Here is a 22,689-nt window from a genome sequence, read left to right on the forward strand (position 1 = left end):
GAGCTCGCCGGTGCCGGGGTGGGTGTAGAGCCGCCGCAGCCAGAGCCGGAACGCGCGGTCATCGTCGCTCCCGGCGGTCCCGCCCGGGTGAGGGGGACCGCCGGTTGACTCGCCGGGTTCCCGGTTACCACTTTGCCCTTGTTCGGGTGAACCGACGCCGAATGTGCTGTCTTGAGCCTTTGTGCCGTTGATGAGGGTGCGGGCCCAGCCGGCGGGGACGGTGCCGTAGCCGGGGAGCCGGGCGGGTTCGGCGTCGGCCTGGAACAGGGTGCGGTCGGTCATGATGACCTGGATCTCGATGCCGCTGATCCCGCCGGGGGTGCCGGTGGTGCGGTCGACCAGGGCATCGGCCATCAGTTGCCCGCGGGTGCGGCTGTCTCCGGCGGCGTGGAGGGTGTCGGCGTGCACGGTGAGGGCCTTGTAGACGGCGACGCCGGCGGTCACGGGCAGCAGGGCGGTGAGGTGGCACATGGTGTCGGGGGCCGGGCGGAGGCTGAGGTGCCGGTCGGAGACGGCGTGCGCGGCACGTTCGGTCACGGAGCGGGGGTCACGCCGGTACGCGGCGGCCCTCGCGGCGGCGACCAGGGACCGGTCCCCGGCGCCGGCGAACGTTCCGGTGTCGGGCGCGAGTTCGGTGTCGACGGCGGCCCGGTCGGCGGGGGTCAGGCAGGCGGTTTCGCGCACGAGCAGGGTGGCGCGCCATTCGTTGAGCTGCCCGGTTTGCAGGGCGGTGAGGGTGTGGGGCATTTCGGTCACGAGGGCTTTGGCCAGGCCGAGGAGCCGGCCGCCCTTGGCGGGGGATTCGCGCCGGGCGAGGGCGAGCTGCGCGCCGATCCCGGCGCCGATCTTCTCGGCCGGGACCCCGGCGGCGGCCTGGTCGCGGCGCTGGAGCAGGTCGAAGGCCACGGCGAGCCGGGCCTGTTCCGCGGACGCGGCGGATTTCTGGTCTTCCAGTTCCCGGATCCGGTCGATGATCCCGGCACTGTCCGCGGCCGGTCCGGCGGCCAGCAGGCCCGCCAGGTCCGAGACGGCCGTGTCCATGGCGCCCGGTCCGGCGCCCAGCAGGCCGGCTGCGCCCGCGCGGCTCCCGGCGCGGCTGAGGCCGGTGTCGCCGTGTCCTGCCGGAACCACTTCGGGCCCATGATTGCCGTCCATGAATCCAGTGTTTCAGGGACCCCTGACAATAATGGCTGCGGGGTTTTGCCCGGGGTGCCAACTGCCCGGCGGCGGCCGATTCGTTAGCGAATGATGGCGGCTGTCGGTGCGGACGTCTTGGCGGCAGTTGAGTATCCGGCCTTCCGGCCAGTTGCTCGGACGGCGTCCCTAGGCTCCCAGTTCGTTGACGCACGACCAGTTGGGCAATGTGTCCGACCTGAATGACGAGCCGTCGCCAGCGAGCCACCCCAAAGTGGAATAGATGCCGGGACCGGGGGTAGCGTCAACGTATGACACCTGGACGTCCCGTACCCCCGCCGCTGGCCAAGCCGCTGCCGGATTCCGCCACTACCGCCGCCGCGGACAGCGCCGCGCAGACCACCGGCCCCACCCTCGCCGCTGCCTACGGCGCCACCGCACCGGACAGCGGACTTGTTCCCTTGACCGTGTCCCGACGGGCGCCGAAGGCGGACGACGTCGAGATCGCCGTCGAATTCTGCGGACTGTGCCACTCGGACGTGCACGCCACCCGGGGCGAATGGGGCGGCGACACGTACCCGTTGATCCCGGGCCACGAGATTGTCGGCCAGGTCACCCGGCTCGGTTCCGCCGTCGACGACTTCACGGTGGGTGAGCGCGTGGGCGTGGGCTGCATCGTGGACTCCTGCCGCGAGTGCGAGAGCTGCCTGGACGGCCTCGAGCAGTACTGCGAAAAAGCCGCGGTGGGAACCTATGGGGCCAAGGACGCCCGCAACGACGGCGCCATCACCCAGGGCGGCTATGCCACCTCGATCGTGGTGGACCGCCACTATGTCCTGCGGGTGCCGGAGGCCCTGGACCCCGCCGCCGCGGCGCCCCTGCTGTGCGCCGGCATCACCACGTATTCGCCCCTGAACCACTTCGAGGTCGAGGCAGGCGACGTCGTCGGCGTCGTCGGACTGGGCGGCCTCGGCCACATGGCCGTCAAGATCGCCAAGGCCATGGGCGCCGAGGTCAAGGTCTTCACGACGTCGGAGAACAAGTTCGCCGCGGCGCGCGAGTTGGGCGCCGACGACGTCATCCTCTCCACCGACCCGGCTGCGATGGAGGCCGCGAACCGCAGCATCGACGTCATCATCGACACCGTCGCCGCACCGCACGACCTCAACCCCTACTTCCGCACCCTGCGCCTGGACGGCGTGCTGTTCCAGCTGGGCCTGCCCGCCGAAGCGATGCCGCCCGTCAACCCCGGCGCGCTGATCCGCCGCAGGATCGCATATGCGGGTTCCCTGATCGGCGGCATCGCCGAGACCCAGGAGATGCTGGAGTTCTGCGCCGAACACGGCGTTGTGTCCGACGTTGAGGTGGTCGGCGCAGACCAGCTCAACGAAGCCTTCGACCGCATGGTGGCAGGCGACGTGAAGTACCGTTTTGTCCTGGACGTCAGCACCCTGGGGTCCCCGGCAGAAAAGGCGGACGCATGAGCACTCTCTTCACCAAAATCATCAACGGCGAGATCCCGGGCCGCTTCGTCTGGCGCGAGGACGACGTCGTGGCGTTCCTGACCATGGGCCCGCTGGCCCACGGCCACACCCTCGTGGTGCCCACCGAGGAAGTGGACCGCTGGACGGACGCCTCGCCCGAGGTCCTAGGCCGGGTCATGGAGGTTGCCCGTAAGATCGGCGCCGTCCAGGTGGAGGTGTTCGACGCCGCCCGGGCAGGGCTGATCGTGGCCGGCTACGAAATCAACCACATGCACGTCCACGTGTGGCCATCGAACTCGATGGCGGACTTTGATTTCGGTTCGGCGGACCACCACCCGGATCCGGCCAGGCTGGACGCCAACGCGGAGAAGCTCCGCGAAGGCCTCCGCGCGGCCGGCCATGCGGAGCACGTTCCGGCCGCCTAAGTCTCTCCGGACATTCCCGGCCACCAGAAGCTGGCGCTGGCGCAGCACCCCCAGGGTCTACGCCGGTGCCAGCACCTTGTTCAGCGCCGCCCGGATGCGCTTCTCGGACACCGAATAAGCCGTCCCGAGTTCGACGGCGAAGAGGCTCACCCGCAGTTCCTCGATCATCCAGCGCACGTGGGTTAACTCCGCGCCGGCCCGACGCCCGGGCAGCAGCGCGGACACGGCGTCGTCGTAATCGTCCTCCAGCGCCTGGACAGCGGCCATGTGCTGGGCGTCCCGCTGGACGTTGCCCGGCAGCTTCTCGAGGCGCTTTTCGATCGCCGCGAGGTAGCGGGGCAGCTGGCTGAGCTGGGCGTAGCCCGTGCGTGCCACGAAACCCGGATAGACCAGCTGCTCGAGCTGGATCTTGACGTCGTTGAGCGCGCTGATCAGGGCCAGGCTGGTGGTGCCCTTGAGCTGCTTTTCGATCCGGCGGGTGCTGGCCAGGATGCGTTCGACGACGGCGGTGACCGTGAAGACCGTGTCGATCAGCTCCGCCCGGACACTCTCGTAGAGCGCCTTGAACGATGCCTCGTCCCACGGCAGCCCGGCCGGCGTGAGCTTGTCGATCGCGGCCAGGGCGCAGTCAGCGATCAGCGCCGCCACGGATCCATGCGGGTTCTGGCTGAACGTCAGTTTCTCGGTGTTGTTCAGGTGCTCCAGGACATAGCGGTCCGGCGGCGGCACTTTCAGGGCCAGGAGCCGGATGACCCCGCCGCGCATGGCTTCCTGCTGTTCCGACGGCGTCTGGAACAGCCGCAGCGCCACGGAAGTTCCCTCGTCCACCAGGGCCGGATAGCCGGTGACAGTGTGCCCGCCAACGGTTCCCTGGACCTGGCGTTGGACGGTTCCAAAGGTCCAGTCCTTGAGCCCGGACATTTCGGTGAACCCGCCCGGGGCTGCGGCAGCGGCCGGGGCGGCCGACGGGGATGTGCCGGCCCGCGACGAACGCGCGCCATCCTTGCCGTTCGCCGTGCCCTTCCCGTCCGCGCCGGCTTTACCCCTCGCCGTGCCGTTTCCTCTGGATTGGGGTGCCGTGGTGCCCGGAGTGGCACCGAGGGATTCCGCGATGGCCCGGCGGGTGGCCGGGGCAAGCCGCTCCTGCAGCGCGTTCAGGTCCTTGCCCTCATCGAGCAACTTGCCGCGGGAATCCACCACGCGGAAGCTGACCCGCAGGTGCGACGGCACGGCGTCCCAGTTCCAGGAGCCCGGCGGAATGACCTGTCCGCGGATCCGGCGCAGCACGAGTTCCAGCGACGGCTCGAGCTCGTCCGTGGCGGGATCAAAGTCCGCTTCCAGCCCCGCGACGGCCTGGCGGGCCACGTCCGGGGCAGGAACGAAGTTCTTGCGGATCTGCTTGGGCAGCGACTTGATGAGCGCCGTGACGAGCTCCACGCGCTGCCCGGGGATCAGCCAGCGGAACGCGGCGTCGTCGAGCTGGTTCAGGAACAGCACCGGGACCTCGGCGGTGACGCCGTCGGACGGATTTGGCGGCGAACCGGGCGCGACGGGGTGGAACTCGTAGCTCAGCGGCAGCTCGAAGCCCTTGTGGAGCAAGGTCTTGGGGTAGGCCGAGTCATCCAGGGCCGCGGCGTCCTCGCTGATCAGCAGGGACTGGTCGAAGTCCAGCAGCGTGGGATCCTGCTGCCGCGCGTCCTTCCACCACTTGTCGAAGTGCCGCTCCGAGACGACCTCCGCGCCGATCCGGGCGTCGTAGAACTCGAACAGTGTCTCGTCGTCCACCAGGATGTCACGGCGCCGCATCCGGGCCTCGAGCTCCTCGACTTCGTGCAGCAGGGCGCGGTTGCGGTGGAAGAACTTGTGGTGGGTCTGCCAGTCGCCTTCAACCAGGGCATGCCGGATGAAGAGCTCGCGGCAGAGCTCCGGATCCACCTTGCCGTAGTTGATGCGCCGGCTCGGGATGATGGGCACGCCGTACAGGGTGACCTTTTCGTGGGCCATCACCGCGCCCATCTTCTTGGACCAGTGCGGCTCGCTGTAGCTGCGCTTGACCAGGTCAGGGGCCACCTGTTCGGCCCAAAGCGGATCGAACTTCGCCGCGACGCGGGCCCAAAGCCGGCTCGTCTCCACGAGTTCGGCGGCCATCACGAACGTGGGTGACTTCTTGAACAGGGCCGATCCCGGGAAGATCGCGAAGCGGCTGCCGCGGGCACCGGCATACTCGCGCTTGCGCTCGTCGAGGATGCCGATGTGGCTCAGCAGCCCCGAGAGCAGGCTGATGTGGATGCCGTCGTGGTTGCCCACGGGATCGGCCAGGCGCTTGTTGTCCAGGCTGATGCCCAGCGGCCGGGCCAGCTGGCGGAGCTGGGCGAACAGGTCCTGCCACTCCCTGACCCGCAGGTAGTTGATGAACTCGGTGCGGCAGAGCCGGCGGAACGCCGTGGACGACAGTTCCTGCTGTTTCTCCTGCAGGTAGTTCCACAGGTTCAGGTAGCCGGTGAAGTCCGAGTTCTCGTCCCGGAAGCGGGCGTGCTTCTCCGCGGCGAGCTGCTGCTTATCCGTCGGGCGCTCGCGCGGGTCCTGGATGGTCAGCGCGGCCGCGAGGATCATGACTTCCCGGACGCACCCGTGCTTGCCGGACTCCACGATCATCCGGCCGAGCCTCGGGTCCACCGGCAGCTGCGCCAGTTGCTGCCCGACGGCGGTGAGCCCGCCGCCGTTTCTGCCTGCAGCGCCCGCCGGCCGGCGGCCGTCGCCGTCGCCCGTTTCTTCCTGCGGGCGCGCAGCGCTCAGGGCGCCGAGCTCGCGCAGGAGGCTGACGCCGTCGTTGATGGCGCGTGAATCCGGCGGCTCGACGAAGGGGAAGTTCTCCACATCCTTCGGTCCGCGGGCCACGCCCATGGCCGTCATCTGCAGGATCACGGCCGCGAGGTTGGTGCGCAGGATCTCCGGGTCCGTGAACAGCGGCCGCGACTCGAAGTCTTCCTCGGAGTACAGCCGGATCGCGATGCCGTCGGAGACGCGGCCGCAGCGGCCCGAGCGCTGGTTGGCCGAAGCCTGGGAGACGCGCTCAATCGGCAGGCGCTGGACCTTGGTCCGGTGCGAGTAGCGCGAGATCCGGGCCGTGCCGGTGTCGATCACGTACTTGATGCCGGGGACCGTCAGCGAGGTTTCGGCGACGTTGGTGGCGAGCACGATCCGGCGTTTGCTGCCGGGGTGGAAGACCTTGTGCTGCTCCTGCAGGCTCAGCCGGGCGAAGAGGGGAAGGACCTCGGTGCCGGCCAGGCGCCGGTTGGACTGGATGCGGGCGTTGAGGGCCTCCGCCGCGTCGCGTATTTCGCGCTCGCCGGAGAAAAAGATGAGTACGTCGCCGGGGGCTTCCAGGGCGAGTTCGTCGACGGCGTCGCACACCGCATCGAGCGGGTCGCGGTCCTCCTCGAGTTCGTCGTCCGAGGCTGAGCCTTCTCCGTCTTCGGCGCCGGCCGCGCCGCCGGCGGGCTGGGAGAGCGGGCGGTAGCGGATTTCCACCGGGAAGGTCCGGCCCGAGACCTCGATGATGGGGGAGGGCTCTTCCTCGGTGCCGAAGTGCTTGGCGAAGCGCTCGGGATCGATAGTGGCCGAGGTGATGATGATCTTCAGGTCCGGGCGCTGCGGCAGGATGCGCTTGAGGTAGCCGAGGATGAAGTCGATGTTGAGGCTGCGTTCGTGGGCCTCGTCGATGATGATGGCGTTGTACTTGCGCAGCAGCCTGTCGCGCTGGATTTCCGCCAGCAGGATGCCGTCGGTCATGAGCTTGACCTTGGTGGACCGGCTGACCTCGCCGGTGAAGCGGACTTGGAAGCCCACCTCCTGGCCGATCTCGACGCCGAGTTCCTCCGCGATGCGCTCGGCCACGGTGCGGGCCGCGAGCCTGCGGGGCTGGGTGTGGCCGATCAGCCCCTTCTCGCCCAAGCCGAGCTCGAGGCACATCTTGGGGATCTGGGTGGTCTTACCCGAGCCGGTCTCGCCGGCGATGATGGTCACCTGGTTGGCCGCAATGGCGGCCATCAGATCTTCGCGGCGCTCGGAAACCGGTAGCTCGGCGGGGTAGGAAATATGGAATGTCATGGCTGGAGACAGTCTACTGGGGCGGACTGTCCGCTGGGGTGGCGACGGCGGATGTCCGGTCCGGCCGCTTAGGCAGAACCTGTGCAGGCCCGGCGCATGTTGAGGGCCCGGCTTGATGAGCCGGGCCCGATGGGCGGGTGGACGAAACGTGCGCGGACTCAGAAGATCCGCAGGGTGTAGTTGACGCTCGGCAGGTCCCGGGCCATCCAGTACTCTTCCGAGCGGACGGGCGGGGTATGACCGAGGCCGTCCTTCCGCAGGGCGGAAATGGTGGCGGCGAGGCCGGCGATGATCAGGACGATAACGGCGATTCCGAGGAGTTCCATACCTCTATGGTTCTCCCGTCCAGGAACTAAAAAAAGTGGCAGAAATGACCAAAAAGCTATAATTTCTGCCACACTGGAATCATGATCAAATCAGTGGCAATGATCGTGGTTCCCAACTTCTCGATCTTCGAGTTCGCGACCGCGTTCGAGGTCTTTGGCATCGACCGCTCGGACCGCGGAAACGGCGTGCCCGCCTTCGATTTCCGCGTCTGCGCACCCGAACCGGGTGACGTCCCGCTCAAATCCGGTCTGTCCATGCACGTCGGTCTCGGGCTGGAAGCGGCCGCGGACGCAGACCTGGTGGTGATGGCGCCGTACGGCCGGGACGAGGACGTTCCCGAATCCGTCCTGGAAGCGCTGCGGGCGGCCCATGCCCGGGGCGCCTGGGTGATGTCCATCTGTTCCGGTGCCTTCGCCCTGGCCCGGGCGGGCCTGCTCGATGGCCGGCGATGCACCACGCACTGGCATTACTCCCCGGAGCTGGCCAGCCGATACCCGGCCGTGCTGGTGGATGAAAATGTCCTCTACGTCGAAGACGGCCGGATCATCACGAGTGCCGGCACGGCCGCAGGGATTGATGCCTGCCTGCACCTGGTCCGTGTTGAGTTCGGCGCCAAGGTGGCCGCCGCCATCGCCCGGGACATGGTGGTCCCGCCGCACCGGGACGGCGGCCAGGCCCAGTACATCGACCGGCCCATTCCGCAGTGCGGCTCGGAGCCCATGGAGCAGCTGCTGCAGTGGATGGTCAGGCACCTGGACGAGGAACACGCGGTCAACGAACTGGCGGCCAGGGTCCATATGTCGCCGCGGACGTTCGCGCGGCGCTTCCGTGCGGAAACGGGGGCCACCCCGGCGGCCTGGCTCAATTCCCAGCGTGTGCTCCGCGCCCAGGAGCTGCTGGAGACCACAGAGCTCAATATCGATGAAATCGCGAGGGAATCCGGGTTCGGGCATTCGGTCCTGTTGCGGCACCACTTTACGAAGGCGCTGGACACCAGCCCGCAGTCCTACCGGCGCACGTTCCGGGGGCACCTGGCCACGGCATAGGGGGCGACGGCTAGCCAAAGCCCGGCGGCGCCGACTCCTCGGCCGCGGCCCGGGCGCATTCGACGAGGTCGCGCCACGGGCCCGTCAGCTCACGCTCGGGCAGGACCGCCCGGCGTTGATCGGCCCGGATGCTGTACATGAACCGGTCCGGCTGGCCGGATGTCCCGCTGATCCCGGCGACGTCGTCCCAGGGGCAGGCCTCGATCAGCGGCTGCCACCGGTCGGTGTCCTCGGGCGGCTCGGGTCGGACGGTCCACGTCCTTTTCATTCCGGCCACGCCGCCACTGCGCTGGACAGTAATCTTCATCGGACTCGGACCTTCATAGGACTCGGATCTGCAGGGGCTGGGCTTATCGCCGGGCTCCCGGGAACTTGACCTTCACAGTTTCCCACGCGGAGAGCACGGCGTCATGTTCCTTGGAATCCTCGCCGAAAAGCTCCTTGGCAGAGGCGGCAGTGGCCTTGGCGAAGGCACCGAACGTGGCAGTGGGGGACAGCGTGCCGCCCGTCAGCGTCTCGTACCAGATCTGTGCCGGTGCGTCCCAGGCATTGCCGCCGAGGGCCGTGGCCACCAGACAGAACGCACGGTTGGGGATACCGGAGTTGATGTGCACGCCGCCGTTGTCCGCGCTTGTGCGCACGTAGCCGTCCATCGAGTCCGGCTGCGGGTCCTTGCCGAGCACGTCGTCGTCGTATGCCGTTCCGGGTGCCTTCATGGAACGCAAGGCGGCCCCCTGCACCTGGTCGGTGAAGAGGCCTTCGCCGATCAGCCAGCTGGCTTCCGCCGTCGACTGCTTCCGCACATACTGCTCAACGAGGGCCCCGAAGACGTCGGACATCGATTCGTTCAGGGCTCCGGCCTGGTTGCGGTAGACCAGCCCGGCAGAGTACTGGGTCACGCCGTGGGTGAGCTCGTGGCCGATGACGCTCAAGGATTTCGTGAACCGCTCGAAGACCTGGCCGTCACCGTCGCCGAAGACCATTTGCTGGCCGTCCCAGAACGCGTTGTCGTACAGGCGGCCGTAGTGGACCGTGGCATCGAGGTGCAGGCCTTTGCCGTCGATCGAATTGCGTCCGAAGGCCTCGGCGTAGAGGCGGTGGGTGTGCCCCAGCCCGTCATAGGCCTCATCGGCGGCAGGATCGCCGGTGGGCGGTTCGCCTTCTTTGCGGACCACGCTCCCGGGCAGCTTCTCGGCGGACTTGGCGTCGTAGACCGTCCGTTCCGGCGGGGACGGCTTGATTTCCCGCAGGCCCGGATGACTGCCGGGCCGGGCCACCGCGCGGGAGGCGTGGAAGCTCGGGACGTGCTGCAGGGCTTCCTTTGCCGCGCGGGCCGCCCTGGAGAGCTCCGGCTCGCGCTGCGCGGCCAACCGGCGGAGCAAGTAGGGCGGAACGATGGAACAGTACACAGTTGAGAAGAACACTTGAGACCCCCTTCATGCTTCGGAGCCGGCAGGGTAGCCCGCCACCGATGAAAACAGCCTACGAGGGGGGACCGACAATCGGCAGGGGAAAAGCCGCTGGATTTCCGCGGTCTTTCGGCGGGATCCAGGGCACAAAAAACCTCGCCAATTGGTCCAGCGCCGGGCAGGCCCCCAGCCTGACCGCCAGCGTCCCGATACCGGCACCTTCCAGGTGCCGGTATGACATATCCACAATTGATGTTGGACGGCCACGTGGCTGGCTTCGCGCTCTAATGTCTCGGAAATTACCACCGGCCTCCGACACGTAGGCGCGATGAGCGGCGACATCATCCCTGCGCCCTGACCTGCGCAATCATTGCCGAACGCGGTGTCTGGGCACTATGCTCGGCGACGGGGGGAGCCGGGGAGCCGGCTCAAAGACTTGGGGGAACAATTGAAGAACAAGGCCATCCGTCTCGGCATCGCCGGGGCACTTACAGTGCTCTCGCTTACCGCGCTGTCGCTTTCCGGTCTCGCCGTTCCGGCCCAGGCCGATGAACTCATGCATGCCATTCCGCCAGCCCCCGCCGATCCCTGTGGCCCGGTCGCCGACTCCGTCAGATTCTGCACGGCGCCGGACGGGCATCCGTACCCGGTTACGGTCAGCGGCGCCGTGGTGCCCGGCAAAAACGGAACCCCCGGCATCGGGGGCGCCCTCCAGGTCGGCAGTACCCTGACCGTTGTTGACGGCACCTGGGATCCCACGGACGCGACGCTCACGCACCAGTGGCTTCGCAACGACGTGCCCGACCCGGGTGCCACCGGCCCCACCTACCTGCTCACCACGGCGGACCTCGACAAGGGCATCCGGGTCAAGACCACGGCAACAGCCCCGGGCTATGCGACGGCGACCCTGCAGTCCGCTAAAACCGCCCCCGTCACGAACGCCGGCGGCGCCGTCCCGTCTCTCGTTGCGGAGAGCGTTAGTTTCGCTACACCGAGCACCAACCCGGATATGCCCGGCGTGCTCGTGTACGGTGGCGGGATTTTTAAGGGCGCTCCGGACGTCCACCGCCAGTACCAGTGGCTTCGCGACGGCGCGCCCATCCCGGGTGCCACCGCGCAAATGTTCGACACGACGGGGTGGGGCCCGACGGGGCTGCTCAGCGTCCGGGTCACCGGCCACGCGCCCGGGTTCAATCCGGCCACCGGGACCTCCAAAGCGGAAAACGTTTCTAACTACAACCCCACTCCCGCCACCGTGGTCACCGGCGGCACCGGCCTGGGGGACGTCCTCACCGGCGCTGATGATGTTCCCTGGTCTTTCAGACCGTTCGAGCACCACTTCACGTGGCTGCGCGACGGCGTCGCGATTTCCGGAGCCACCGGGCTGACCTACACGGTCACGGCCGCGGACCAGGGCCATACCCTGGTCCTGAGGACCGACGAACTTGGATACGACGGCACCCACCCTTACTCCAACCGGGTGGCCGTGCCGGCGGCCGCGGGGGTGGAGCTGAAGCAGCTGACGAACGTCACCAAGCCGGTCGTGACCGGGACCGCCGTGACCGGCTCTGTGATGAAGGTGACGGCCGGCACCTGGTCCGTAGCGGCCGATAAACTGACCGTCACCTACGACTGGGTGGTCCCAGGCCGGGAGAAACCGGTCAGCGGAGCGACTTTCACCCCGGACCAGCCCCAAGTTGGCACGACCCTCACCGTCCTTGTGACCGCCTCTGCCCCGGGTTACACCACCGCCTGGGTAAAAGTCACAGCGCCCAAGCCCGTGACCGTGCGTGAGTCGACACGGGCCATCAGCGGGACCCTGACCGTCGGGTCGAAGGTGACCTTGACTCCCGACCCCTGGTATGACCGCGCAGGGATCACCTCGGACGTAATGTGGCTGCGCGACGGCGTCCAGATCGCCGGAGCCTACGGCTGGAGTTACGTCCTGACGAAGGCCGACGCCGGCACGAAGCTCTCGGTCAACGTGAACCCGACTGCAACGGGCGGCAGGTACCAGACGCTCAACGCCTCGGCGAGAGTGGCGGGTCTGCCCCTGACGTCGGCCACGCCGACGATTGCCGGCACCGTCAAGGCCGGAAACGTCCTCACCGTGAAGCGCGGCACCTGGACCTGGGGCACTGCCTTCACGTACCGCTGGCTGCGCAACGGCGTCCCGATCTCCGGAGCCTGGTATTCGACCTACAAGGTCCGGACCGCCGACAAGGGCACCAAGCTCACCGTCCGCGTCACCGGCTCCCGGTTCGGCTACACGACCGTCTCCCGGACCAGCGGGGCGCGCATCGCCAGCTAACCCAGGTGCCTCCCACTGATGAACCGAACCTAGCCCCCGGATCATCTGGTGCTGAGTCTTATGCATGCCGACGACGCGCGCTAGCCATTTGCTCCGATAGCCTGCAGGGAAATTCCCTGTCAAGCAGACAAGCAAAAACCCCGCCACTTCCTTGAAGTGGCGGGGTTTTCTTCTGTGCCCTCGATAGGATTCGAACCTACGACCTTCTGCTCCGGAGGCAGACGCTCTATCCCCTGAGCTACGAGGGCAGTCAGGGTTCCTGCCGTTACCGGCGGGACGTCCTAGAGCTTAGCAGGAAGGTGGCCTCCAACGGAAAATCGGCACTCATTTGTGGAGTCAAGCAGCGTCGGGCGCGTCTTAACCCGGCCCGAGATGCGTGACGAATCCGGGAACTGGCCGGCCGCCCCGTAACCGCTCCCTGGCCGGCTCAGTAGCCGCACCGTCACCTCAGTAGCCGGTGAAGGAGTCCACGTGCACCCGGCGGGCGCCCGCACCACGGGCCGCGGCCCGCAGCGAACGCACGCTGGCGGGCGAGCCGGAGACGAAGACTTCCCGGCCGCCGATGTCCGGCACCAGATCCTTGAGGGCCTCCGCGTCAATCCTTCTGGCGCCTGCGTCCTCCATGGTGGCCGGCGGCGCGGAGCCGTCGGCCAGCCGGGCCAGGATGCGCGCCCCGGAGCGCTGCAGCTCCTCGGCATAGCCCAGTTCGGCGGCACTCTTGGCCAGGTACAGCAGGACAATGTCGCGGTCCCCGGCCGGTGCCCCGGCCAGTTGGGCCATGTAGGGGGTGATCCCGATTCCGGCCGCGATGAGCAGCACGGGGGTGGCCGGATCCCGGGGCAGGACGAAATCGCCGCTGACCATGGTGGCGGTCAGTCCGTCGCCCGGTTCGAGGGCCAGCAGCGCGCGCTTGGCTGAGGACACCGGTTCGGCCGTCCCCACCCCGATCGTCAGCAGGGATGCTCCGGGTGCGCTGGTCAGGCTGAACACGCGCCGGATTCCCTTGCCATCACCCTTGCCGGGGGCCTTCCCATCGCCCCTGGCGGCGCGAGTGCCTCCGGCCGTGTCCGGGGGCAGGTGCAGCTCCAGGGCCTGTCCGGGAGCGAAGCGCACCGGACGCTCCGGGCGGAAGCTGAATTCCGTCGTCGTGGGCGTCAGCGGACGGCTCGCGACGAACCTCAGCCGGACCCCGCCCCGCTGTCCAACGGCGAAGGCAAGCACGTTGCCCGCGAGCAGCGCCAGCTCGGGGGAATTGGCCACGAACCCCAGGTTGTACGGGACGGCAAACAGCACCCCGACGACGGCGGCCAGCGCCACTTGCTGCCAGCGCCGCGGGGGCAGGGTGAGGGGCTCGGTGAGCATGAACCCGACGAAGAACATCACCGGACGCTGCGCGAGCGTCTGCCACAGGGCCTCGGGAAGCTCCATTCCGGCCCGGAGCAGATCCGCGGCCACAATGGACACGGCAACCACGGTGAAGACGGCGGCCATGGCGAACTTCCGGGTCCGGTAGAGCACCAGCAGTATCCCCGGCAGCACAAGCCAGAGCATGGCCGGCGTCGCGGCCCACCAAGTGGCAATGTTGAGCCCGGTCAGCCCGGCGAGGAACGCGCCGGCCGCGGCCGGATTGAAGATGTGCCGGCCGCGCCAGGCCAGCGCGTACTTCGAGGCCGAGGCCAGGACACAGGCAAGGGCGACGCCGGCGAATTCCGCCAGCTGGGGGCCTTGGGTCGGCTGGCTGGGCCAAAAAAGCTCGCTCGGCCAAAAAAGGAAGTACAGCAGCAGGCCGGTGATGAGCGAGGATTCCGTGTGCGGCCGCACATGGAACAGCGCGCCCAGCCCCTGGCTGGAGGCGTACGTCAGGCCCAGGCACAAGGCCAGATGGGCCAGCATTTCCGGCAGCCCGAACGTCAGCCAGCCCAGCACATTGAGCAGCAGGCTGTAGCCGGCCAGGACGGCCAGGACCCACAGCACCAGCCGGTACATCGTGAGCCGGCCCAAGGCGGTGTCCAGCCTCGAGCCGAGTGCGGCGGTGGTGATGGCAGTCATGAGAACAGGGCCCCTTCAAAGTCGGCTGAATATTCCGCGTGCCCGTCCGCATAAACCGTGAGCCAGGCGAACTCGAACTCCTGCTCCAGCCGCGGACCGTCGACAAAGAACAACGCAGTGGCCAGCGCATCGGCCACCATCGCGGTCCCGGCCATGGCCCAGCTGGCGACGACGGTACGCACCGGCGCTCCCGTGGTGCCGTCCAGGACATGATGGAACCCGTCACCCCAGGCCCGCCGGTTCGCGGCGGAACCGCACAGGGCGCCGGCCCCCAGCTGGACGGTGCCGATGGCCCGGGTGGGATCGTAGGGGTGCTCAAGGGCAACCGCCACAGGATCCTGCCCCGGATTCAGCAGGTCCCCGCTTGCATCGATGAAATGCTCGGCGCAGCCGCCGTTCCGGAGCCGGGCGGAGAGCAGGTCGGCCAGCTGCCCCTTTCCGGCCGCGCCGACGTCGATCACCACCGGAGCCGTGGTTGTCAGCGCGGTGCCCTGCCAGTCCAGCACATCCTCCCACCGCGGCGCGGGAAGCGGCGCACCGCCCGGGCTCAGGGTGTAGGCAGCGTCGTATCCCAGGCGCTCCAGGCTCCCGCCGATGAGCGGGGTCATCGCACCCTCGGTGAGCCGGTACAGGGTGCCGTACAGCTCGCCCAGGGCGGCCGCTTCGGCGGGCAGCTCAATGCGGCCGGGCGTCCGGGCTGCGTCGGCAATGAGCGAATCGGGACGGAACCGGGACCACGCGGCGTCGTACTCCTCCACCGCGGCGAGCAGGCCACGGCGGTGCCCGTCGGAGAGGCGGGACGGCGTGGAAATCTCCCAGCGGGTCCCGATCCCGTCAAAGCTGAAGTGCGCCCAGCCCGGATGCGCCACGATTCCTCTGTTCTCGTTTGCGCTATTGGGCCTGTGACTTGATCTTCGCCACGGCCTGGTTGAAGCCGCCACTGGTCAGCGAGGATCCGGCCACTTTGGAAACCTTGATTTCGTCGAGCTTCTTGCCAACAACCTGGGACTGGATGCCGCCGGCGAACTCGCCCTGGAACTTTCGGGTGTTCGGATTCGAGGGGTGCTGCGTGATCTTCACGTCGGACACGGCACCGCCGGCCAGGGTCAGCTCCACGCCCACGGTCTCGGTGCCGTTGGGGGAGGTGTAGTTCCCGTCAGCGCTGTACGTGCCGTCCTTGTAGGAGCCGGTACCGGCAGCGGACTCGGATGCCGGGGGCGCGCCCTGGGCGGCCGGGGCCTGCGCAGAAGGGGCGCAGCCGGCCGCGGTTCCGGCCACGGAGAGGCCGGCAATGCCGACGAGGACGCTTTTGCGGAAGGCGGTATTCATGCGGGACTCGATTCTGTGCGGGGATCGGACAGCGAACAAACAGCGGACAATGTGGAGGCATGACAGGCTTGCAGACGTTGAATTCAGGGTAACGGTTCACCCTGGGCGCGGGGCATTGGCGACCTTGGGTCTTCCCGGAACCGGCCCCCGCCGTCATGCCGGGCGCCAGATTCCGCCACACTCCGGGCCCACCGGTAGGCTAGAAGTGTGACCCCAGAAGAACTCTCCCTCGCCATATCCGCCTGCCTGAAGGACGCCGTCGCCGCCGGTGACATAGCCCTCTCCGCGGCTGACATCCCGGATGAGGTGCGCGTGGAGCGCCCCAAGAACAGGGACCACGGGGACTGGGCCACCAACGTCGCCCTCCAGTTGGCCAAAACGGCGGGCACCAACCCGCGGGAGTTCGCGTCCGTCCTGAGCGCCCGGCTCAAGACGATCGACGGCGTGTCCGCGGTGGACATCGCCGGCCCCGGCTTCCTGAACATCACCGTCGACGCCGCGGCCGCCGGTGCGCTCGCCAAGGCGATCGTCGAGGCCGGTGCGGACTACGGCACCAACACCGCGCTCGCCGGGCACGTGGTCAACATGGAGTTCGTCTCGGCCAACCCGACCGGCCCGCTGCACATCGGCCACACCCGCTGGGCGGCCCTCGGCGACGCGATCGCCCGCGTCCTCCGGGCCTCCGGTGCCGACGTCACTGCCGAGTACTACATCAACGACGCCGGGTCCCAGATGAACGTGTTCGCGAACTCCGTGTTCGCCAGGCTTCACGGCCAGGACGTGCCCCAGGGCGGCTACCCGGGCCAGTACATCGCGGACCTCGGCCACGAGGTGCTCACCGAGCATCCGGACATCCGCGAACTCACTGAGGTGGCGGCCCTGCCGGTGATCCGGGGCGCCGCCTACAAGGCGCAGATGCATGACATCAAGCAGACGCTGGCCGAGTTTGGCGTCGACTTCGATGTCTACTTCTCCGAGCAGGAGCTCCACGACGCCGGCGCGATCGAAGACGCCGTCGCCCGCCTGCGCGAACAGGGCCACGTGTTCGACGACGGCGGCGCAGTCTGGCTGCGCACCACCGACTTCGGCGATGACAAGGACCGCGTGATGGTCCGCGCCAACGGCGAACCCACCTACTTCGCTGCCGACGCCGCCTACTATCTGTCCAAGAAGGACCGCGGCTACACCGAGAAGATCTACCTCCTCGGCGCCGACCACCACGGCTACATCAACCGGCTCAAGGCCATCGCGGCAGCCGCCGGGGACGACCCCGAGGTCAATATCGAGGTCCTGATCGGCCAGCTGGTCTCCGTCAACGGCGCCAAGCTGTCCAAGCGCGCCGGCAACATCATCGAGCTCAAGGACCTCATCTCCTGGCTCGGCAAGGACGCCGTCCGGTACTCGCTGGCCCGGTTCCCCGCCGATTCGCCGCTGACGCTGGACCCGGAGCTGCTGAAAAAGCACAGCAACGAAAACCCGGTGTTCTACGTCCAGTACGCCCACGCCCGCTCCCGCGGCGCCGCCCGCAATGCCGTGGCCGCCGGCGTGGAGCGCCGAGTGGACGGCAAGGACAGCTTCAACGCCGCCCTGCTGGACCACGCCACCGAAAACGAGCTGCTCTCGCACCTGGGCAGTTATCCCTCGATCGTGGCCAAGGCCGCCGAGCTGCGCGAGCCGCACCGCGTGGCCCGCCACCTCGAAGTCATCGCCGGCGCCTACCACCGCTGGTACGACGCCTGCCGCGTGGCCCCCCAGGGCGAGGAACTCATCACCGACACCAACCGCACCAGGCTGTGGCTCAACGACGCCACCAGCCAGGTGCTGGCCAACGGACTGGAACTGCTGGGCGTCTCGGCGCCGGAACGGATGTAACCGCCATGACCGCAAATTCAGGACAGCCGGCCGAGGCACGCAACACCGGTAACGCAGGCTCACCGCTCGCACCGGACTGGCTTGAGGTCCCCGCCGACCTCAATGCCCTCCACGAGCCGCTGTGGGCCGGCGGCGTGGCGCGCAACGACGACGGCGAGCTCACCATCGAGGGGCTGACGGTCAGCGAGCTGCAGCGCCAGTACGGCACGCCGCTGTTCGTGCTGAGCGAGACCGACTTCCGTGCCCGGGCCCGGGCGTTCAGCGACGCCTTCAACGACGCCTTCGCGGATATTTGCGGGGGAGTGGACGTCTACTACGCCGGCAAGTCCTTCCTGTGCACCTCCGTGGTCCGGTGGGTCGAGGAAGAGGGGCTGCGCCTGGACACGGCGTCCGGCGGCGAACTCGCCGTGGCGTTCCGCGCCGGCATCCCCGGCGCCGACGTCGCACTGCACGGGAACAACAAGTCCGACGGCGAAATCCACCGGGCCCTGGACATGCAGCTGGGCCGGATCGTGGTGGACAGCCTCGACGAGCTCGAACGCGTCGCGGCAATCGCCGCCAACCGGGGCGACACCGCCCGGGTGATGCTGCGGCTGACCCCCGGAGTGCACGCCCACACCCACGAGTTCATCGCCACCGCCCACGAGGACCAGAAGTTCGGCCTGTCCATGGCCGGGGACTCCACAGACCAGGCCGGACTGTCCGCCGCAGAGGAAGCCGTGGCCGCGGCCACCGGGCACGCCAGCATCGAACTGCTGGGCCTGCACTGCCACATCGGCTCGCAGATTTTCGAACCCGACGGCTTCGCCCTCGCCGCTGAGAGGCTGCTGGACTTCCTGGCGGCGATGCAGTCGAAGTACTCCATCGTGCTGCCCGAACTTGACCTCGGCGGCGGCTACGGCATTGCCTACACCCCCGTGGATACCCCGCGCCCGGCCGCCGAGATCGCGCAGGCGATGGCCGCCGTCGTCCGTTCCAAATGCGCTGCCCTCGGCATAACCGCCCCCCGGATTTCGATCGAACCGGGCCGCGCGATCGTCGGAAGCACCACCTTCACGCTGTATGAGGTCGGCACGCTCAAGACCGTCCGGGTGGATGCGCCGGGCGCCGGGGCTACCGCTGGTGCCGTGGCCGGCAACGACGGAGCCGGGGACGTTACGCACCCCCGCCGCTATGTGTCGGTGGACGGCGGGATGAGCGACAACCCCCGGCCGGTGCTGTACGACGCGGATTATTCGGCGATTCTCGCCTCGCGGAGCTCCGACGCGGCGCCGCAGCTGTCCCGAGTGGTGGGCAAACATTGCGAGAGCGGCGACATAGTTGTTAGAGATGTATATCTGCCCGAGGACGTGGCAGCCGGTGATCTGCTTGCTGTACCGGGGACCGGCGCCTACTGCTGGGCCCTGTCAAGCAACTACAACTATCTGGCCCGGCCGGGCGTTATCGCTGTCAGCGACGGATCTGCCCGGCTCATTGTCCGCGGGGAAACCGAAGAAGATTTGCTCAACCGCGACATGGGAGTTTGAATGTCTGAATTGCGAACCCTGAAAGTGGCCCTGCTGGGCTGTGGCAACGTTGGGGCCCAGGTAGCGCGGATTCTCATTGACGACGCCGACGCCCTCGCCGCGCGCACGGGCGCCCGCCTGGAACTGCAGGGCATCGCGGTGCGCAACCTCGATGCCGAGCGCGACGTCGAGCTGCCGAAGGAGCTGTTCACCACTGACGCCGAAGTCCTCGTCAAGGACGCCGACCTCGTCATTGAACTCATGGGCGGCATCGAGCCGGCCCGGACCCTGATCCTGACCGCCATGCGGCACGGTGCCTGTGTTGTCAGCGGCAACAAGGCGCTCCTGGCCCAGGACGGCCCCACACTCTACGAGGAAGCGGACAAGGCCGGGGTGCAACTGTCCTACGAGGCAGCCGTGGCCGGCGCCATCCCCATCCTGCGGCCTATCCGTGACAGCCTGTCCGGCGACCGGATCACCCGGGTGCTCGGGATTGTCAACGGCACCACCAACTTCATCCTCGACCAGATGGACTCCACCGGCGCCCAGTTCGCCGATGCGCTGGCCGAGGCGCAGCGCCTGGGCTACGCGGAAGCCGACCCCACGGCCGACATCGAAGGCTACGACGCCGCCGCCAAGGCCGCGATCCTCGCCTCGCTGTCCTTCCACACGCGGTTTGCCCTCGAAGACGTCTCGTGCGAGGGCATCACGTCGGTCACCGCGGCGGACATCGCCGCCGCCAAGGAGGCCGGCTTTGTCATCAAGCTGCTGGCCATTGCGGAGAAACTGGTGGACGAGGACGGCAAGACCGGCGTCTCGGTCCGCGTCCACCCCACGCTGCTGCCCCGCGAGCACCCCCTCGCCGCCGTCCGCGGTGCGTTCAACGCCGTCTTCATCGAAGCCGAGAACGCCGGCGAGCTCATGTTCTACGGCCAGGGCGCCGGCGGCACCCCGACGGCGTCCGCCGTGCTGGGCGACCTCGTCTCCGCGGCCCGCCGCATTGTCCTGGGCGGACCCGGCCGGACCGAAACCACCACCGGGCACGTGCCATCGCTGCCCATCGACGCGGCCGTCACCAGCTACTACATCGGACTCGACGTCGCGGACCAGCCCGGCGTCCTGGCCCGGATCGCGCAGCTCTTCGCGGAGCACGGCGTGTCCATCGAAATTATGCGGCAGACCATCCACCGCGACGCCGACTCCAACGTGGAGTCGGCCGAGCTGCGGATCGTGACACACCGTGCACGCGAAGCCGCACTTGCAGCAACCGTCGAGGCCGTCAGGCGCCTGGACGTCATCAATTCCGTCACATCCGTACTCCGGGTAGAAGGAGTCTAAGTGGCTCACCAATGGCGCGGTGTCATCCGCGAATACGCTGACCGTCTTCCTGTCACGGAAGCAACCAAGGTCATCAGCCTGGGCGAGGGCGGCACCCCGCTCGTGCACGCCCGCCACCTCTCCGAGCTGACCGGCAGCACCGTCTACCTCAAGGTCGAAGGCATGAACCCCACCGGTTCCTTCAAGGACCGCGGCATGACCATGGCCATGACGGCAGCGGTGGCCGCCGGCGCCAAGGCCGTGGTCTGCGCCTCCACCGGCAACACCTCTGCCTCCGCCGCGGCCTACGCCACGGCGGCCGGGCTGCAGTGCGCGGTGCTGGTCCCGGAGGGCAAGATCTCCATGGGAAAGCTCAGCCAGGCAGTCGCGCACGGAGCCACGCTGCTGCAGGTGGACGGCAACTTCGACGACTGCCTCGACATCGCCCGCAAGCTCGGCGAGTCCTACCCGGTGTTCCTGGTCAACTCCGTCAACCCGGCCCGGATCGAAGGCCAGAAGACCGGTGCCTTCGAAGTGGTGGATTCGCTGGGCGACGCCCCCGACTTCCACGTGCTCCCGGTAGGCAACGCCGGCAACATCAGCGCGTACTGGAAGGGCTACAAGGAATACGCCGCGGCGTATGAGTCGCCCACCGCCGGGCCGCTGCCCGCCGTGTCCACCAAGACACCCGTCATGTGGGGTTTCCAGGCCGCGGGGGCGGCACCCTTCGTGGCAGGCCACCCGATCACCGAGCCCGACACCATTGCCACCGCCATCCGGATCGGCAACCCGGCCTCCTGGGACACCGCCGTGGCGGCCCGGGACGAATCCGGCGGCGTGATCGAGGCCGTCACGGACGAGGAAATCCTGTCCGCGCACCGGTGGCTCTCCGCCCGGGAAGGCGTCTTCGTGGAGCCCGGCTCCGCCGCCGGCGTCGCCGGGCTGATCAAGAAGCACGCGGCCGGGCAAGTGCCGGCAGGCAAGACGATCGTGATCACAGTGACCGGTCACGGCCTCAAGGACCCGCAGTGGGCCCTGCGCACCGAGGACGGCAGCGACGTGCAGCCGGTCAAGGTCTCCAACGACGTCGTCACCGTCGCCGCAGCACTGGGACTGGAAGAAAAATAACGTTGGAAACAACCCTCACCGTCCCCGCCGAATCAGCTGCCGGCTCCCCGGCCGTGCCGGCGGGCCAGCTGGTCACCGTGCGGGTCCCGGCAACGAGCGCCAACCTGGGCCCCGGGTACGACAGCCTCGGCCTGGCCCTCTCGCTGCACGACACGCTGACCGTGGAAACCCTGGCCAGCGGTGAACTTGAATTCGAGCTCAGTGGCGAGGGTGCCGAGTCCCTGCCCCGGGATGCGACGCACCTCGTGGTCAAGGCCCTCACCGAGGCCCTGCACCGCCTCGGGTTCCGGCACGAAGGCCTGCGGATCACGGCGGACAACGTCAACCCGCACGGGCGGGGCCTGGGCTCCTCGGCCTCGGCCGTGGTGGCGGCCGTCAGCGCCGCGAATGCCCTGGTCCCGGAGGCTTCCCGGCGTGGCCGCGACTGGATCCTGCAGCTCACCAGCGAAATGGAAGGCCACCCGGACAACGTTGCACCCGCCATTTTCGGCGGACTGGCGCTGTCATGGCAGGACAGTGACCAGTACAGCAGCACGTGCGCGTCCGTGGCCGCCTCGGTGATCCCGGTGGTCGCCGTGCCGGACTACGAGCTCTCCACTGAGGCCGCCCGGGCCCTTTTGCCCGCCTCCGTGGGCCACCATGCCGCGGCCATGAACTCCGGGCGCGCGGCCCTGCTGATCCATGCCCTGACCGCCGCCCCGGAATTCCTGCTGCCCGGCACCGAGGACTACCTGCACCAGAGCTACCGCGCCCAGGCCATGCGGCCCAGCGCGGAACTGATCGGGGCGCTGCGCCGGGCAGGGCACGCCGCCGTCGTATCCGGCGCCGGGCCCACCGTGCTGGTCCTGGCCAACGGCGAAGCGGAAGCCGGTGAGGTTGTGGACTTCATCAGCGCCCACACCGCGGGCAACACGCCGGAAGTGGGCTGGCGTGTGATGAAGCTGGCCGTGGACGTCGAAGGTGCTAAAGTGGAAGTGCACCGGCGGTAAATACGCAGGCGGTAAATTTAGTAACCGTTGTAAGACCGCGATGTTGGCCACGTAGCCTCTCTCATCTTTCACTGCGCAATATTTTCCGGTGCCACCTGCTTTCGGTCTGACGCAGGAATCAGCAGAATTGATCTGCCCCCTGAAACTCAGCCCGCCGTTCCTCATTCTCGGATCGTGCATGGTGAAGCAATATCCGGCCCTGCTGGCCGAAATCCATCCGGCAAGGCCGAAATCCCGGCTGCAGATCTGAACTG

General features: G+C 68.2%; 18 protein-coding genes and 1 tRNA gene. 10 read left to right on the forward strand and 9 right to left on the reverse strand.

Going from position 1 to position 22,689, the window contains the following annotated elements; genetic code table 11:
• Positions 1 to 1,155, reverse strand: a 1,155-nt coding sequence (locus tag C566_RS0117630; RefSeq protein ID WP_018775679.1) for a DUF222 domain-containing protein, incomplete at its 3' end; no start/stop codon positions are given.
• Positions 1,156 to 1,445: 290 nt separating this feature from the next.
• Between C566_RS0117630 and C566_RS0117635 the strand changes: the two genes are divergently transcribed.
• Positions 1,446 to 2,618 (forward strand): NAD(P)-dependent alcohol dehydrogenase, encoded by a 1,173-nt coding sequence (locus C566_RS0117635; RefSeq protein WP_018775680.1) that lies wholly within the window; start codon positions 1,446 to 1,448, stop codon positions 2,616 to 2,618.
• Positions 2,615 to 3,043 carry an HIT family protein gene (locus tag C566_RS0117640; RefSeq protein WP_018775681.1) on the forward strand — a complete coding sequence of 143 codons (429 nt, stop codon included), beginning with the start codon at positions 2,615 to 2,617 and terminating at the stop codon, positions 3,041 to 3,043. The genes C566_RS0117635 and C566_RS0117640 overlap by 4 nt, the downstream gene beginning before the upstream one ends.
• Positions 3,044 to 3,100: 57 nt before the next feature.
• Here C566_RS0117640 and hrpA read toward each other — a convergent pair whose 3' ends face one another.
• Positions 3,101 to 7,153 (reverse strand): ATP-dependent RNA helicase HrpA, encoded by a 4,053-nt coding sequence (hrpA, locus tag C566_RS0117645; protein ID WP_018775682.1) that lies wholly within the window; start codon positions 7,151 to 7,153, stop codon positions 3,101 to 3,103.
• A gap of 158 nt (positions 7,154 to 7,311) precedes the next feature.
• Entirely contained in the window at positions 7,312 to 7,479 is a 168-nt protein-coding gene (locus C566_RS23015) for a hypothetical protein (protein WP_018775683.1), read from the reverse strand.
• A gap of 81 nt (positions 7,480 to 7,560) precedes the next feature.
• Between C566_RS23015 and C566_RS0117655 the strand changes: the two genes are divergently transcribed.
• Positions 7,561 to 8,526 carry a GlxA family transcriptional regulator gene (locus C566_RS0117655; RefSeq protein ID WP_018775684.1) on the forward strand — a complete coding sequence of 322 codons (966 nt, stop codon included), beginning with the start codon at positions 7,561 to 7,563 and terminating at the stop codon, positions 8,524 to 8,526.
• Between the two features lie 10 nt (positions 8,527 to 8,536).
• On the opposite strand, the gene C566_RS0117660 is transcribed toward C566_RS0117655, so the two are convergent.
• Both C566_RS0117660 and C566_RS0117665 read right to left on the reverse strand, forming a co-directional pair.
• Positions 8,537 to 8,833: a protealysin inhibitor emfourin gene (locus tag C566_RS0117660; RefSeq protein WP_018775685.1), complete on the reverse strand. Its 297-nt coding sequence runs from the start codon at positions 8,831 to 8,833 to the stop codon at positions 8,537 to 8,539.
• 43 nt (positions 8,834 to 8,876) lie between these two features.
• Positions 8,877 to 9,950 (reverse strand): M4 family metallopeptidase, encoded by a 1,074-nt coding sequence (locus C566_RS0117665; RefSeq protein WP_018775686.1) that lies wholly within the window; start codon positions 9,948 to 9,950, stop codon positions 8,877 to 8,879.
• A gap of 421 nt (positions 9,951 to 10,371) precedes the next feature.
• Here C566_RS0117665 and C566_RS22175 point away from each other — a divergent pair, with 421 nt between their 5' ends.
• A complete protein-coding gene (locus C566_RS22175) occupies positions 10,372 to 12,246 on the forward strand; it encodes a hypothetical protein (RefSeq protein ID WP_155846931.1) in 1,875 nt (624 codons plus the stop codon).
• Between the two features lie 175 nt (positions 12,247 to 12,421).
• Here C566_RS22175 and C566_RS0117675 read toward each other — a convergent pair.
• The 4 genes from C566_RS0117675 to C566_RS0117690 all read right to left on the reverse strand — a co-directional run bounded on the left by C566_RS0117675 (position 12,422) and on the right by C566_RS0117690 (position 15,624).
• Positions 12,422 to 12,494 (reverse strand) — tRNA-Arg (locus tag C566_RS0117675).
• A gap of 199 nt (positions 12,495 to 12,693) precedes the next feature.
• Positions 12,694 to 14,295 carry an FAD-dependent oxidoreductase gene (locus C566_RS0117680; RefSeq protein ID WP_018775688.1) on the reverse strand — a complete coding sequence of 534 codons (1,602 nt, stop codon included), beginning with the start codon at positions 14,293 to 14,295 and terminating at the stop codon, positions 12,694 to 12,696.
• A complete protein-coding gene (locus tag C566_RS0117685; protein WP_018775689.1) occupies positions 14,292 to 15,164 on the reverse strand; it encodes an FAD:protein FMN transferase in 873 nt (290 codons plus the stop codon). Before C566_RS0117685 ends, C566_RS0117680 begins: the two co-directional genes overlap by 4 nt.
• Positions 15,165 to 15,186: 22 nt before the next feature.
• Entirely contained in the window at positions 15,187 to 15,624 is a 438-nt protein-coding gene (locus C566_RS0117690) for an FMN-binding protein (RefSeq protein ID WP_018775690.1), read from the reverse strand.
• A 207-nt stretch (positions 15,625 to 15,831) separates the two neighbouring features.
• On the opposite strand from C566_RS0117690, the gene argS reads away from it, so the two are divergent.
• The 6 genes from argS (at position 15,832) to C566_RS22795 (ending at position 22,685) form a co-directional block, all read left to right on the forward strand.
• Positions 15,832 to 17,496, forward strand: a complete 1,665-nt coding sequence (gene argS, locus C566_RS0117695) for an arginine--tRNA ligase (RefSeq protein WP_018775691.1) — start codon at positions 15,832 to 15,834, stop codon at positions 17,494 to 17,496.
• Between the two features lie 5 nt (positions 17,497 to 17,501).
• The gene (lysA, locus tag C566_RS0117700) at positions 17,502 to 19,022 is read left to right on the forward strand and encodes a diaminopimelate decarboxylase (protein ID WP_018775692.1); all 1,521 of its coding nucleotides are present in this window, start codon (positions 17,502 to 17,504) and stop codon (positions 19,020 to 19,022) included.
• Complete coding sequence (locus tag C566_RS0117705; protein WP_018775693.1) at positions 19,023 to 20,339, forward strand: homoserine dehydrogenase; 1,317 nt, start codon at positions 19,023 to 19,025, stop codon at positions 20,337 to 20,339.
• Positions 20,340 to 21,446: a threonine synthase gene (gene thrC / locus C566_RS0117710; RefSeq protein WP_018775694.1), complete on the forward strand. Its 1,107-nt coding sequence runs from the start codon at positions 20,340 to 20,342 to the stop codon at positions 21,444 to 21,446.
• A 2-nt stretch (positions 21,447 to 21,448) separates the two neighbouring features.
• Positions 21,449 to 22,435 (forward strand): homoserine kinase, encoded by a 987-nt coding sequence (gene thrB / locus C566_RS0117715; RefSeq protein WP_018775695.1) that lies wholly within the window; start codon positions 21,449 to 21,451, stop codon positions 22,433 to 22,435.
• Positions 22,436 to 22,523: 88 nt separating this feature from the next.
• Entirely contained in the window at positions 22,524 to 22,685 is a 162-nt protein-coding gene (locus C566_RS22795; protein ID WP_155846932.1) for a hypothetical protein, read from the forward strand.
• Positions 22,686 to 22,689: the final 4 nt, after the last annotated feature.

This window comes from Arthrobacter sp. 131MFCol6.1 (assembly GCF_000374925.1).
Lineage (GTDB): Bacteria > Actinomycetota > Actinomycetes > Actinomycetales > Micrococcaceae > Arthrobacter.

Excerpts from the sequence above, each read along its gene's own strand:
- C566_RS0117690 (WP_018775690.1), bottom strand. The coding sequence starts at position 15,624 with ATGAATACCGCCTTCCGCAAAAGCGTCCTCGTCGGCATTGCCGGCCTC.
- C566_RS0117655 (WP_018775684.1), top strand. The coding sequence starts at position 7,561 with ATGATCAAATCAGTGGCAATGATCGTGGTTCCCAACTTCTCGATCTTC.
- C566_RS0117640 (WP_018775681.1), top strand. The coding sequence starts at position 2,615 with ATGAGCACTCTCTTCACCAAAATCATCAACGGCGAGATCCCGGGCCGC.
- C566_RS0117680 (WP_018775688.1), bottom strand. The coding sequence starts at position 14,295 with ATGACTGCCATCACCACCGCCGCACTCGGCTCGAGGCTGGACACCGCC.
- C566_RS0117660 (WP_018775685.1), bottom strand. The coding sequence starts at position 8,833 with ATGAAGATTACTGTCCAGCGCAGTGGCGGCGTGGCCGGAATGAAAAGG.
- C566_RS0117705 (WP_018775693.1), top strand. The coding sequence starts at position 19,023 with ATGTCTGAATTGCGAACCCTGAAAGTGGCCCTGCTGGGCTGTGGCAAC.
- hrpA (WP_018775682.1), bottom strand. The coding sequence starts at position 7,153 with ATGACATTCCATATTTCCTACCCCGCCGAGCTACCGGTTTCCGAGCGC.
- C566_RS23015 (WP_018775683.1), bottom strand. The coding sequence starts at position 7,479 with ATGGAACTCCTCGGAATCGCCGTTATCGTCCTGATCATCGCCGGCCTC.
- C566_RS0117635 (WP_018775680.1), top strand. The coding sequence starts at position 1,446 with ATGACACCTGGACGTCCCGTACCCCCGCCGCTGGCCAAGCCGCTGCCG.
- lysA (WP_018775692.1), top strand. The coding sequence starts at position 17,502 with ATGACCGCAAATTCAGGACAGCCGGCCGAGGCACGCAACACCGGTAAC.